This window comes from Streptomyces albofaciens JCM 4342, assembly GCF_008634025.1.
Classification (GTDB): Bacteria; Actinomycetota; Actinomycetes; order Streptomycetales; family Streptomycetaceae; genus Streptomyces; species Streptomyces albofaciens.
Genome location: NZ_PDCM01000002.1, coordinates 1,363,012 through 1,376,375 on the forward strand (window position 1 = coordinate 1,363,012; position 13,364 = coordinate 1,376,375).

Here is a 13,364-nt window from a genome sequence, read left to right on the forward strand (position 1 = left end):
ACGCTGGAGGATTTCGTGCGTCACAGACTCATCGTTCCGGGTGCGGCCGCCCTCAGCCTGCTGCTGGCGATCCCGGCTTCCGCGGCCAGTTACACACCCGGCGCTCCGGGCGCGGGCGACTCCTACTACCCCGAGAGCGGTAACGGCGGGTATGACGTCTCCCACTACGACCTGCGCCTGAAGTACCAGCCGAAGACGGACCTGCTGGAAGGCACGGCGACGCTGCTCGCCACCACCACACAGGACCTCAGCCGCTTCAACCTGGACTTCGGCCTGAAGGTCAGCGAGATACGCGTCAACGGCAAGAAGGCCTCCTTCGCCACCTCCGGCAAGCACGAGCTGGAAGTCACCCCCGCCGCGCCGCTGCCCAAGGGCAAGCAGATCAGCGTCGTCGTGCGCTACGCGGGCAAGCCGTCCGAGCTGAAGATCGACGGCTTCTCCGCCTGGCACCGCACGCCGGACGGCGGGGTGATCGCGCAGGAGCCGGACGCCGCCGTGTGGTGGTTCCCGAGCAACGACCACCCCACCGACAAGGCGACGTACGACATCTCGGTCTCGGTGCCGGACGGCAACCAGGCCCTGAGCAACGGCGTCCTGCTGTCGCAGACCTCCAAGCTCGGCTGGACGCGCTACAACTGGCGCTCGGACAAGCCGCAGGCCACGTACCTGACCACGCTCGCGGTCGGCAAGTTCGACGTCACCAAGGACACCACGGCCAACGGCCTGCCGGTGATCACCGCCGTCAGCAAGGACCTCGGCTCCTACGAGGGTTCGGCCCGCGCGAGCATCGAGCGCACCACCGAGGTCACGGAGTGGCTGGAGTCGGTCTTCGGCCCCTACCCGTTCAACTCCGTCGGCGGCTACGTCCCGAACGTCAAGGCCGGGTACGCGCTGGAGACCCAGACCCGCCCGTTCTACGGCAAGGAGGCGTTCGCCAACGGCACCAACGTCTCCGTGGTGGTGCACGAGCTGGCGCACCAGTGGTACGGCGACAGCGTGTCCGTCAAGGACTGGAAGGACATCTGGGTCAACGAGGGCTTCGCCCGCTACAGCCAGTGGCTGTGGTCGGAGAAGGAGGGCGAGGGCACCGGTCAGGAACTGGCCGACTACGTGTACGCCCAGCACCCGGCCGACGACCCGTTCTGGAAGGTCAAGCCGGGCGACCCGGGCCCGGAGAACCAGTTCCACGGCGCGGTCTACGACCGGGGCGCGCTCGCCCTCCAGGCGCTGCGCAACGAGGTCGGCGACAAGGCGTTCTTCGGGCTCCTGAAGTCCTGGCCGACCGACAAGAAGTACGGCAACGCCTCGGTGCACGACTTCGTGACGTACGCCGAGCGCAAGACCGGCAAGCCGCTGGCGGGGCTGTTCGACACCTGGCTGTTCCAGCCGTCCAAGCCCGCGGCCGCGGCCGCGAAGAAGACCCTCGGCGCCCGGGCGGCCGCCCCGGCCAAGGCGGTGGCCCAGCCGAAGTCCTGGAAGTCGATCCAGGCGACGAACCACGTGCACGACCACGGGCACGGTCACGGGCACTGACGCCTGCGGCGGTGACGTGAACCGGGGCCCGGCGCGGTGCGCGCCGGGCCCCTTCCGCATGCGCTCGCACGCGTCATGCCGTGTCCATCTCGGCATCACCCGGAGGCCACTCGGAAGTAAGTGGGCTTGATTCACTGTGCGGCGGCCCCTCCGGCCCGCCCCCACCCGACCGGGAGAATCCATGCCGCACCGCAGCCCCCGCCGCTTCCACGGCGCCGTGTCCGCCACAGCGCTGGCCGCCGCACTGGCCGCGACCACGCTCGTCGCCACGGCCCCCGCGGCGTCGGCCGCCACGGCCCCGGCCGCCGTTCCCGCGCTGAAAGTGCTCTCGTACAACACCTTCCTCATGAGCAAGAGCCTCTACCCGAACTGGGGGCAGGACCACCGGGCCAAGGCGATCACCGAAGCGGAATTCTTCCGCGGTCAGGATGTCGTCGTGCTCCAGGAGGCCTTCGACAATTCCTCGTCGGACGCGCTCACATCAGCGGCCGCGGCGCGGTATCCGTATCAGACGCCGGTCGTCGGCCGCAGCAAGAGCGGCTGGGACGCCACCGGCGGCGCGTATTCCGCCACCACTCCGGAGGACGGCGGTGTCACCGTCCTCAGCGCGTGGCCGGTGATCCGCAAGGAGCAGTACGTCTTCAAGGACGCGTGCGGCTCCGACTACTGGTCCAACAAAGGCTTCGCCTATGCGGTGCTGAACGTGCGCGGCGCCAAGGTGCACGTGGTCGGCACGCACACCCAGTCCACCGACCCGGGCTGCAAGGCGGGGGAAGCGGCGGCGGTCCGCTCGAAGCAGTTCAAGGAGATCGACGCCTTTCTGGACGCCAAGCGCATTCCGGCGGACGAACAGGTGCTGGTCGCCGGTGACGTGAATGTGGACAGCCGCGGCCCCGAATTCTCCGCGATGCTCGCCGACGCCGGCCTCGTGGCGGCCGACGCGCGCACCGGCCACCCGTATTCCTTCGACACCCGGGACAACTCCCTGGCGAAATACCGCTACCCGGACGACCCGCGCGAGGACCTCGACCACGTGCTGCACCGCGCCGGACACGCCCGGCCCGCCACCTGGCGCAACGAGGTCGTCAAGGAGGAGAGCGCGCCGTGGACCGTGTCGAGCTGGGGCAAGGAGTACACGTACACCAACCTCTCCGACCACTATCCGCTGGTGGCGGGCTGAGCGACCGGCGCCCGCGCGGAGGCGGCGCACGGACGGCGGTCGGGTGCACCGCGCGGGATCACGCTTGTCTTCCTGGACACAACGGGTCCAGGATGCTGCCGTGACCGAGTTGACCGCTGACCCACGGGCCGCCGCCGCACGGCCCGCCCCGATACCACCGCACCCCGGTGCGCTGCTCACCGTTCTGCTGTCCGCGTGGTTCATGGCGCAGTTCGACTTCTTCGTCGTCAACGTCGCCGCTCCTTCACTGGAACACGACCTGCACACGGGGCCCGCCGCCCTGGAACTGATCGTCGGCGGCTATGCCTTCGCCTACGCCAGCGGCATGATCACCGGCGGCCGGCTCGGTGACCTCTTCGGTCACCGGCGCACGTTCGTCGCGGGGCTGCTCGCCTTCGCCGTCACCTCGCTGCTGTGCGGCATCGCGGTGAGCCCGGCCCAGCTGGTGGGCGCGCGGCTGCTGCAGGGCTTCGCCGGGGCGGTGATGGTGCCACAGGTGCTCGCGACGATCACCGCGTCGTTCCCGGCGCACGCCCGGGGCCGGGCGATGGCCTGGTACGGCGTGGCCGGCGGCTCGGCCTCGGTCGCCGGCCAGGTCCTCGGCGGGCTGCTGCTGGACGCCGACGTCCTCGGGCTGGGCTGGCGCGTCCTGTTCCTGGTCAACGTGCCGGTCGGCGTGGTCGCGGCGGCGCTGGCGGTGCGGTACCTGCCCGCGGTGCGCCCCGCCCGCCGGGCCCGGCTGGACCTGCCCGGCGCGGGCGGCGTGGCCCTGACGCTGGGCCTGGTGCTCGTCCCCCTCGCCATGGGGCGCACCGCCGGGTGGCCTGCCTGGACATGGCTGTGCCTGGGCGCCGCCGTGCCGGTGGGCGCGGCGACCGTGTACTGGCAGCGGGTCCTGGCCGCCCGCGGCGGCGCCCCGGTCCTCGACCTCTCGCTGTTCCGCGAGGGGTCCTATCTGGCCGGCGTGGTGGCCCAGGCCGCGTTCATGGCGTACTGGGCGAGCCTGATGTTCACCCTGACACTGCTGCTCCAGGGCGGTTACGGGCTCGGGCCCTTCGAGGCGGGGCTCGCCTTCGCGCCCACCGGCGTCTGCTTCGCGGGCAGTTCGCTGCTCTCCCGCCCGCTGGTGCAGCGTTACGGTCTGCGCGTCCTGCAACTGGGCAGCGTCGTCACGGTGACCGGCCTGTCGGCGCTCACCCTCGTACTCGCCCTCCGGCCGGACCGCGGGGCGCTGCTCTGGGTGGTCCTGACCATGGCGGTGGCCGGTGTGGGCAACGGGCTCACGTTCCCGCAGCTGATCGGCGCCTCCCTGGTACGGGTGCCGGCGCGGCGGGCCGGCACCGGCGCCGGGGTGCTCACCACGGCCCAGCAGTTCGGCGGCGCCGCCGGTGTGGCGATCCTCGGAACGGCCTTCTTCGCGCTGGCCGGGCCCGCGCCGGACACCGCCGGCCACGCCCGTGCCGCCATGTGGACCACGCTGGTCTCGGTCGTCCTGACCTGCGTGGTCACGGTGCTGACCGTGGTCCTGCGGCGCGCGGCCGACCGCGCGGCGCGGGAGGACAAGGCGGCGGACGGCTGAACCCCGGCCGTACGGCGAAGGGCGGCCGCGCGAGGTCCACGCGGCCGCCCTTTCGCGTACGTACGTCCCGCGGTCAGCCCTTGTCGAGCGTGCCCCGGCCCGCCGCGGCCTGCTCGCGCTCGGCCGCGATCCGGCTCACCCGGCCGCGGACCGCGAACCAGCCGACGACCAGCGCCGCGCCGATGACCGGCACCAGCATCACGGTCTGGCGTCCCACGCCCTCGCTGTCGAAGGCCATCAGGACGATGACACCGACCAGGAAGACGATGGTCGCGATGTCGGTGACGGGCGTGCCCGGCAGCTGGAATCGGGGGCGCTGCACCAGGCCCGCGCGGGAGCGGCGGACGAAGACCATGTGACAGATCATGATCGTGCACCAGGTGCTGATGATGCCGAGTGCCGCGATGTTGAGCACGATCTCGAACGCCTTGCCGGGCAGCCAGTAGTTGAGGCCGACGCCCAGCACGCACACCGCGGAGGTGAGCATGATGCCGCCGTAGGGCACCTGGTTGCGGTTCATCAGTCCGGCGAACTTCGGCGCCGAGCCGGCCATCGACATCGAGCGCAGGATGCGGCCGGTCGAGTACAGGCCCGAGTTGAGGCTGGACATGGCGGCGGTAAGCACCACGAGGTTCATCACGTCGCCCGCGGCGGGCACGCCGACGTTGGAGAGCACCGTCACGAAGGGGCTCTCGGAGCCGGTGTACTTGTTCCACGGCAGCAGCAGCGCGAGCAGGATGACCGAGCCGACGTAGAAGACGCCGACCCGCCACATGATCGAGTTCACGGCCTTGGGGACGACCTTCTCCGGCTCGCTGGTCTCACCGGCGGTGACGCCGACCAGTTCGACGGCGGAGTAGGCGAAGACCACGCCCTGCAGCACGATCACCACGGGCAGCAGACCGGTCGGGAAGAAGCCGCCGTGGTCGGTGATCAGGCTCAGGCCCGGGGTGCTGCCGCCGACCGGGTGCTGGGTGGCCAGCAGGAAGATCCCGATGAACATGAAGACGACCAGCGCCGCGACCTTGATGATCGCGAACCAGAACTCCAGCTCGCCGAAGATCTTTACCGAGATGAGGTTGATGCTCAGCACCACCGCGAGCGCGATCAGCGCCATCACCCACTGCGGGACGGCGGTGAACAGGCTCCAGTAGTGGGTGTAGAGCGCGATGGCGGTGATGTCGGCGATACCGGTCGTGGACCAGTTGACGACGTACATCCAGCCCGCGACGTAGGCGCCCTTCTCCCCCAGGAACTCGCGGGCGTACGAGACGAACGAGCCCGACGACGGGCGGTGCAGCACCAGTTCGCCCAGGGCCCGTACGACGAAGAACGCGAAGAGGCCGCAGACGGCGTACGCGACGGCCAGCGCGGGACCGGCGGAGGCGAGCCGGCCGCCCGCGCCCAGGAACAGGCCGGTGCCGATCGCGCCACCGATCGCGATCATGTTGATGTGCCGGCCCTTGAGGCCTTTGCTGTATCCGGCGTCGCCCGCGTCCTGCGCGGTCTCGGCCTTCCCCCCGTCCGGTGGCCTGTGGGCGTTCTCCTGGACGGTTTCCGTGCTCACAGCTGGTTCATCTCGCTTTCGGGCAGGCGATGGAGCCGACGGCGGCCCCACGGGTCACGCGGAGTCCAACCGACGGCACACCTTCCCCCAGAGCCGCCCCCTCGTCTGTGGGCTGGATCACAGCGTGTATAAGACATCAATAATTCACCCGCTTATGCCCGAAATGACGTATGGAAGCCCTCTCCACGAGCCCAGCAATTCGCCACGCTCCGGTCATCACCCCTCACCCAAGGGAGCGGCCCCGGGGGGGCGTGATCCGGTCGGGGGTGGCCGGAAAGTGCCGTTGGGGGTCGTACGGGTCCAGCACACCGTCGCGGGAGTGACCGCTGCCGCTGCCGCAGACGGACTGGCCGCGCCCGTACCCGCCGCGGCCGGGGGCGTCGGCGACTTCCTCTCACCAGCACCCGGCACCGCTTGCACCGGCCGGTACACCGCGCCCCGTCCCCCCCCGGAGGTTTCACAGGGGTGGTGAGACAGCAATACTGTTGAACACGGACCGCGCCACGGAACGCGGTGGACCGAGGGGGCGCGGGGACCCGCGCGGACGCAGCGAGGGAAGTGAGGCGCGGCCATGGCCACCGGGACCGGGGAAGAACCGACGCTGACCGTCGACGAGTTGGCCGCCCGCGCCGGGGTGACCGTGCGGACCGTCCGCTTCTACAGCACCCGCGGGCTGCTGCCCCCGCCCGCGATCGGCCCGCGCCGGGTCGGCCGGTACGGTGCCGCCCACCTGTCCCGGCTCGCGCTGATCGAGGAACTCCAGCACCACGGCATGACGCTGGCCGCCATCGAGCGCTACCTCGCCCGGCTGCCCGACGACCTGAGCGAACACGACCTGGCCATCCACCGCGCGCTGGTGGCCTCCTGGTCGCCGGACTCCGCCGAGGAGGCCACCCGGGCCCAGCTGGAGCGCCGCGCGGGCCGGGAGCTGAGCGAGGACGACATCGACCGGCTGGCGGCGATGGACGTCCTGGAGCGGACCGCGGAGCCCGACGCGTTCCGGGTCGACCCGGCCGTCCTGCACCTGGGCATCCGGCTGCTGGACGTCCCCGTATCGCTGGAGACGCTGCTCGCCGCCCGCACCGTCGTCCAGGACCACACCCGTTCGGCGGCGCGCGAGCTGACCCGGCTCTTCCACGACGAGGTGTGGGGCCCCTACCGGGAACGCGAGTCGGACCCGGAGCAGGTGGAGTCGATGAAGTCGCTCTCCGCGCACATGCAGCCGATGGTGGTGCAGGCGCTGGTGACGGCCTTCCAGCGGTCGATGCGCGAGGAACTGCGGGCGACGTACGCCGAGGAGTGAGCCCGCGCACGGCGGGCATAGCGTGGGTACCGGCCCGGCGCGCGGCCGGCCGGGCGGCACAGCCCCACGAGCGAGACGAGGCCGCGGGTGGAAGGGCGCACCGTTTCCCGGGCCGAGGCGGCGGACCTCCTCGGCCGGCAGGAAGACCACTTCTGGGAGTTCAAGAGCGCCCGCAGCGGCGGGGCGGTCGTGCAGGTCATCGCCGCCGCCCTGGCCAACGCCGAGGGCGGCGAGTTCATGGTGGGCATCGAGGACCCGCGCACCGGTCAGGGGCTGGCGCGGTGGCGCGGCTTCGCCTCGCTGGAGGACGCCAACTTCGTCCAGCAGGCCATGGTCGACCAGGTGGAGCCGCCGGTGCCGTACGACATCGAGTTCCTGCGGGTCGAGGGGCGGACGGACTTGGGCTGGGCCTGCCTGGTCACGGTCCACAAGAGCCCGGACGTGCACCGGACGGCGCGGGGCGAGGTGCCGCAGCGGCGCGGCGCCCAGTCGCGGCGGCTGAGGGGCACGCAGATCACCGACCTGTCGCTGTCCAAGGGCGCCCGCTCCTACGAGGACCAGCCGCTGCGCGACTACGGCCTGGAGGAGCTGCGCGACGAGGAGGAACTCCACGTCTTCCTCGGCCGCTACAGCCCCCGCACCTGCGCCGAACGGTTCCTGCGCCGGCAGCGCCTGGTGGGACGCGACGGCAGTCTGGCGACCGTCGCCGGCGCCGTCCTGTTCGCCGCCGAACCGCCCGCCGTCGTACCGAAGAAGTGCTCGGTCAAGATCGCCCGGTACGAGACCGCCGAGCAGTTGCCGGACCGCCGGCACCTGAAGGCGCCGCCGACGACGGTCGACGGGCCGGCGCGGCCGCTGATCGAGCGGACGCTGGCGGCGGTGACCCGGATCATCCAGTCGGTGCCGGTGCTCGGCCCGGACGGCTCGCTGTCGCCGATGGCCTACCCGCCGGAGGCACTGAAGGAGATCATCGTCAACGCGGTGATCCACCGGGACTACAACCTCTCCGACGACATCCTGATCTCGGTCTTCGACAACCGGGTGGAGGTGCGCAGTCCGGGCCGGCTGCCCGGCCACATGACGCCGGACAACCTGCTCACCGACCGCTTCGCCCGCAACCCCACGATCGTGCGGCTGCTGAACAAGTACCCGGACGCCCCCAACAAGGACATCGGGGAGGGACTGGACACGGTGCTGAGCACGATGAAGGCGGCCAGGCTCAAGGAGCCGCGGTTCTTCGTCGAGGCGAACGCTTTCGTGGTGGTGCTGGAACACACGCCCCTCGCCCGGCCGGAAGAACTGGTGCTCCGGTACCTGCGGTCGAACCCGGAGATCCCGAACCGGATCGCGCGCCGGATCACCGGCATCGCCTCCGAGAACCGCATGAAGCGGGTCTTCCACCGGCTGCGCGACGCCGGGCAGATCGAGCCGGTGCCGGGACGGTCGGGGTCGCGGGCCGCGTGGCGGCTCCGGCAGGACTGACCGGCGGCGTACGGCGGTGGGGGCCGGCCGGGACCGGCCCCCGCCTCGGGTGCCTCAGGCGTCGCTGAACTTCTCCCCCTTCTCCGCCTTCTCCACCAGCAGTGCGGGCGGCGCGAACCGGTCGCCGTACGCCGCCTGGAGTTCGCGGGCGCGGGCCACGAAGCCGGGCAGGCCGCCCTCGTAGCCGTTGATGTACTGGAGGACACCGCCGGTCCAGCCGGGGAAGCCGATGCCCAGGATGGATCCGATGTTGGCGTCCGCGACCGAGGTGAGCACACCTTCCTCGAAGCAGCGGACGGTGTCCAGCGCCTCGGCGAACAGCATCCGTTCCTGCATGTCGCGGAACGGGATGGCGGTGCCCTCCCGGGTGAAGTGCTCGCGCAGGCCGGGCCACAGCCCGGCCCGCGCGCCGTCCTCGCCGTACTCGTAGAAACCCCCGCCGCCGCTGCGGCCCGGCCGCCCGAACTCGTCCACCATGCGGTCGATGACCGTGTCGGCCGGGTGCTCCCGCCAGGTGCCGCCGGCCGCCTCGACCGCCCGCCGGGTCTCGTCGCGGATCTTGCGCGGCAGGGTGAGGGTCAGCTCGTCCATCAGGGAGAGCACCTTGGCCGGATAGCCGGCCTGGGCCGCCGCCTGCTCGACGGAGGCCGGCTCGATGCCTTCGCCGACCATCGCCACGCCCTCGTTGATGAAGTGGCCGATGACGCGCGAGGTGAAGAAGCCGCGCGAGTCGTTGACGACGATGGGGGTCTTGCGGATCTGGCGCACCAGGTCGAAGGCGCGGGCCAGCGCCTCGTCGCCGGTCCGCTCGCCCTTGATGATCTCGACCAGGGGCATTTTGTCGACGGGCGAGAAGAAGTGCAGCCCGATGAAGTCGGTGTCCCGCTCGACGCCCTGGGCGAGGGTGGTGATGGGCAGGGTGGAGGTGTTGGAGCACAGCAGCGCGTCGGGGGCGACGAGGTGCTGGATCTCCTGGAAGACCTTGTGTTTGAGGGCGGTGTCCTCGAAGACGGCCTCGATGACGGCGTCGCAGCCGGCCAGGTCCTGCGGGTCGGCGGTGGGGGTGATGCGGGCGAGGAGTTCGTCCCGCTTGGCCTCGGTCGTCCGGCCGCGGCTCAGCGCCTTGGCGAGCAGTCCTTCCGAATAGGCCTTGCCCTTCTCGGCCGCCTCCAGGGTGACGTCCTTCAGGACGACCTCGATCCCGGCCTTGGCGCAGGCGTACGCGATGCCGGCGCCCATCATGCCCGCGCCGAGCACCGCGACCTTCCCGACCGTGCGCGGCGCGATGTCCTTGGGGCGGCTGGCGCCGGAGTTGACGGCCTGGAGGTCGAAGAAGAACGCCTGGATCATGTTCTTGGAGGTCTGGCCGGTGACCAGCTCCACGAAGTAGCGCGCCTCGATGGCCTGCGCGGTCTCGAAGTCGACCTGGGAGCCCTCGACCGCCGCCGCGAGGATGTTGCGCGGGGCCGGGTACGGGGCGCCGTTCAGCTGCTTCTTCAGGTTGGCGGGGAAGGCGGGGAGGTTGGCGGCGAACTTCGGGTGCGCCGGGGTGCCGCCGGGGATCTTGTAGCCCTTGACGTCCCAGGGCTGGTGGGACTCGGGGTGCGCGTCGATGAACGCGCGCGCCTTCCCGATCAGTTCCTCCGGGGTGGCCGCCACGTCGTGGACCAGGCCGTTGTCCCGGGCCCGTACGGCGTTGTACTGGGTGCCCTGGAGCAGCACCTTCAGCAGCGCGTCGGCGATGCCGAGCAGCCGGACCGTACGGACCACGCCGCCGGCCGCCGGGAGCAGGCCGAGCGTGACCTCGGGCAGGCCGATCTTGGTGGCGCGGGTGTCCAGGGCGACGCGGTGGTGGCAGGCGAGGGCGATCTCGTAACCGCCGCCGAGGGCCGCGCCGTTGATGGCGGCGACGACCGGCTTGCCGAGGGTCTCGATACGGCGCAGGTCGCGCTTGATGCCCTGGCCGCTGTCGAACGCCCGCTGGGCGTCCTCGGGGGTGACGGCGATCAGGTCGCGCAGGTCGCCGCCGGCGAAGAAGGTCTTCTTGGCGGAGGTGACGATGACGCCGCGTACGGAGTCCCGCTCGGCCTCCAGGCGGTCGGCGACGGCCGTCAGGGAGGTCTTGAAGGCCTCGTTCATCGTGTTGGCCGACTGGTCCGGGTCGTCGAGGACGAGGGTGACGACGCCGGTTTCGTCCTGTTCCCAGCGGATGGTGGTGGACTCGGTCATGATGCGTGCTCCGTGGCTGGTTCGGACGGGGGTCAGACGCGCTCGATGACGGTGGCGATGCCCATGCCGCCGCCGACGCAGAGGGTGGCCAGGCCGTACCGCTTGTCCTGGCGTTCCAGTTCGTCGACGAGGGTGCCCAGGATCATCGCGCCGGTGGCGCCGAGGGGGTGGCCCATGGCGATGGCGCCGCCGTTGACGTTGACCTTGTCCAGGCTCAGGCCCATGTCCTTGACGAAGCGGAGCACGACCGCGGCGAACGCCTCGTTGATCTCGACCAGGTCGATGTCGTCGATGGTCAGCCCCGCCTTGGCCAGCGCCTTGCGGGTGGCGGGGGCCGGGCCGGTCAGCATGATCGTGGGCTCCGAGCCGGAGACCGCGGCGGAGATGATGCGGGCGCGCGGGGTGAGGCCGTAGCGCTCGCCGACCTCGCGGGAGCCGATGGCGACCAGTGCCGCGCCGTCCACGATGCCGGAGGCGTTGCCCGCGTGGTGGACGTGGTCGATCTTCTCGATCCAGTGGTACTTCTGCAGGGCCACCGCGTCGAAGCCGCCCATGTCGCCGATGGCGGCGAAGGACGGCTTCAGGCCGGCCAGCGAGTCGGCGGTGGTGCCGGGCCGCATGTGCTCGTCGTGGTCGAGGACGACCAGGCCGTTGCGGTCGGTGACGGGCACGACGGAGCGCGCGAAGCGGCCGTCCTTCCAGGCCGCGGCGGCGCGCTCCTGGGACAGCGCGGCGTACTCGTCCACGTCGCGGCGGGAGTAGCCCTCGATGGTGGCGATGAGGTCGGCGCCGATGCCCTGCGGGACGAAGCCGGTGTCGAAGTTGGTCATCGGGTCGGCGAACCAGGCGCCGCCGTCGGAGGCCATCGGGACCCGCGACATCGACTCGACGCCGCCCGCGAGGACCAGGTCCTCCCAGCCGGAGCGGACCTTGGCGGCGGCCATGTTGACCGCTTCGAGGCCGGAGGCACAGAAGCGGTTCTCCTGGACGCCCGCGACGGTGTCCGGCAGCCCGGCGGCGATCGCCGCGATCCGGGCGATGTCCGAGCCCTGGTCGCCGACCGGGCCGACGACGCCGAGCACGATGTCGTCGACGGCGGCCGGGTCGAGGCCGGGGAAGCGGGCGCGGATCTCGTGGATGAGGCCGACCACGAGGTCGATCGGTTTGGTGCCGTGCAGCGCGCCGTTGGCCTTGCCGCGCCCGCGCGGGGTGCGGATCGCGTCGTACACGTACGCTTCGGAAGTCACGGTGAGCAGCCTTTCGAGCTGTGGGTCGGGGCGGCGGGGTGTGGGGTACGGGGCGGGGACACGCGGGCGGCGGCGGGCCGGGCGGCCGGTCAGCCGAGGAGGGAGCGGCCGATGATCTCCTTCATGATCTCGGTGGTGCCCCCGTAGATGGTCTGGATACGGCCGTCGGTGAAGGCCCTGGCGACCGGGTACTCACTCATGTAGCCGTAGCCGCCGTGCAGTTGCAGGCAGCGGTCGGCGACGCGTTTTTGCAGCTCGGTGGCCCACCACTTGGCCATCGAGGCGTGCACGGCGGCGAGCTGCCCCGCGGAGTGGTCCACGATGCAGCGGTCCAGGAACTCGCGGGTGACGGCGCACTCGGTCGCCATCTCGGCGATCTCGAAGCGGATGTGCTGGAGCTTGGCGAGCGGCCGGCCGAACGCCTCGCGCTCCTTCACATACCGGGTGGTGATCTCCAGCAGGTGTTCGGCGGCGGCGATCCCGGCCACCGCGATGCCCATCCGCTCCTGCGCGAGATTGGTCATCAGGTGGACGAACGCGCCGTTCAGCTCGCCGAGCAGGTTCTCCTTGGGCACCCGTACGTCGGTGAAGAACAGCTCGGCGGTGTCCTGCGCCTTCTGGCCGATCTTGTCCAGGTTGCGGCCGCGCTCGAACCCCGGCATGTCCCGCTCCACGACCAGCAGGCTCAGGCCGTGCGCGCCGCCCTCGGGCGTGGTCTTGGCGACGACGATGACCAGGTCGGCGAGGATGCCGTTGGAGATGAAGGTCTTGGCGCCGTTCAGCAGCCAGTGGTCGCCGCGGTCCTCGGCGGTGGTGCGGATGGCCTGGAGGTCGGAGCCGGCGCCGGGCTCGGTCATGGCGATGGCGGTGATGGTCTCGCCGCTGCAGAAGCCGGGCAGCCAGCGGCGTTTCTGCTCCTCGGTGGCGAGCTGGGTCAGGTACGGGCCGACGATGTCGTTGTGCAGGCCGACGGCGAGCCCGGCGGCGCCGGCCCGGGTGAACTCCTCGGCCAGCACGGCGGCGTAGCGGAAGTCGGGGTTGCCGCCGCCTCCGTACTCCTCCGGGACGGCCAGGCCCAGCAGGCCCTGCTTGCCGGCCGCGCGCCAGGCGTCGCGGCTGACGATGCCGTCCTTCTCCCACCGGTCGTAGTGCGGCGTCACCTCCCGGTCGAGGAAGGTCCGTACGGTGCGGCGGAAGGCGTCGTGGTCCTCGGTGAAGATCTGGCGCCTGAGCTGCGCGGTCAT

The 13,364-nt window shown here is 71.2% G+C and carries 9 protein-coding genes; 5 read left to right on the forward strand and 4 right to left on the reverse strand.

Features of this window, described 5'->3' with window-relative positions:
- The first annotated feature begins 15 nt into the window (after positions 1 to 15).
- The 3 genes from CP973_RS26305 to CP973_RS26315 all read left to right on the forward strand — a co-directional run bounded on the left by CP973_RS26305 (position 16) and on the right by CP973_RS26315 (position 4,292).
- Positions 16 to 1,533: a M1 family metallopeptidase gene (locus CP973_RS26305; protein WP_150246110.1), complete on the forward strand. Its 1,518-nt coding sequence runs from the start codon at positions 16 to 18 to the stop codon at positions 1,531 to 1,533.
- A gap of 181 nt (positions 1,534 to 1,714) precedes the next feature.
- Positions 1,715 to 2,713, forward strand: coding sequence for a sphingomyelin phosphodiesterase (gene sph, locus CP973_RS26310; protein ID WP_150246114.1), 999 nt, complete (start codon positions 1,715 to 1,717; stop codon positions 2,711 to 2,713).
- A 100-nt stretch (positions 2,714 to 2,813) separates the two neighbouring features.
- Positions 2,814 to 4,292, forward strand: coding sequence for an MFS transporter (locus CP973_RS26315; RefSeq protein ID WP_244410023.1), 1,479 nt, complete (start codon positions 2,814 to 2,816; stop codon positions 4,290 to 4,292).
- Between the two features lie 73 nt (positions 4,293 to 4,365).
- On the opposite strand, the gene CP973_RS26320 is transcribed toward CP973_RS26315, so the two are convergent.
- Positions 4,366 to 5,859: an amino acid permease gene (locus CP973_RS26320; RefSeq protein WP_208853302.1), complete on the reverse strand. Its 1,494-nt coding sequence runs from the start codon at positions 5,857 to 5,859 to the stop codon at positions 4,366 to 4,368.
- A gap of 571 nt (positions 5,860 to 6,430) precedes the next feature.
- Here CP973_RS26320 and CP973_RS26325 point away from each other — a divergent pair.
- Together CP973_RS26325 and CP973_RS26330 are read left to right on the forward strand one after the other, a co-directional pair.
- Positions 6,431 to 7,162 carry a MerR family transcriptional regulator gene (locus CP973_RS26325; protein ID WP_150246116.1) on the forward strand — a complete coding sequence of 244 codons (732 nt, stop codon included), beginning with the start codon at positions 6,431 to 6,433 and terminating at the stop codon, positions 7,160 to 7,162.
- An 87-nt stretch (positions 7,163 to 7,249) separates the two neighbouring features.
- Complete coding sequence (locus tag CP973_RS26330) at positions 7,250 to 8,644, forward strand: ATP-binding protein (protein WP_150246121.1); 1,395 nt, start codon at positions 7,250 to 7,252, stop codon at positions 8,642 to 8,644.
- Positions 8,645 to 8,698: 54 nt separating this feature from the next.
- Here CP973_RS26330 and CP973_RS26335 read toward each other — a convergent pair whose 3' ends face one another.
- The 3 genes from CP973_RS26335 to CP973_RS26345 all read right to left on the reverse strand — a co-directional run bounded on the left by CP973_RS26335 (position 8,699) and on the right by CP973_RS26345 (position 13,364).
- Positions 8,699 to 10,873: a 3-hydroxyacyl-CoA dehydrogenase NAD-binding domain-containing protein gene (locus CP973_RS26335; RefSeq protein WP_150246124.1), complete on the reverse strand. Its 2,175-nt coding sequence runs from the start codon at positions 10,871 to 10,873 to the stop codon at positions 8,699 to 8,701.
- Between the two features lie 32 nt (positions 10,874 to 10,905).
- Positions 10,906 to 12,120, reverse strand: a complete 1,215-nt coding sequence (locus CP973_RS26340; protein WP_150246127.1) for an acetyl-CoA C-acetyltransferase — start codon at positions 12,118 to 12,120, stop codon at positions 10,906 to 10,908.
- 89 nt (positions 12,121 to 12,209) lie between these two features.
- Positions 12,210 to 13,364 (reverse strand): acyl-CoA dehydrogenase family protein, encoded by a 1,155-nt coding sequence (locus tag CP973_RS26345; protein ID WP_150246130.1) that lies wholly within the window; start codon positions 13,362 to 13,364, stop codon positions 12,210 to 12,212.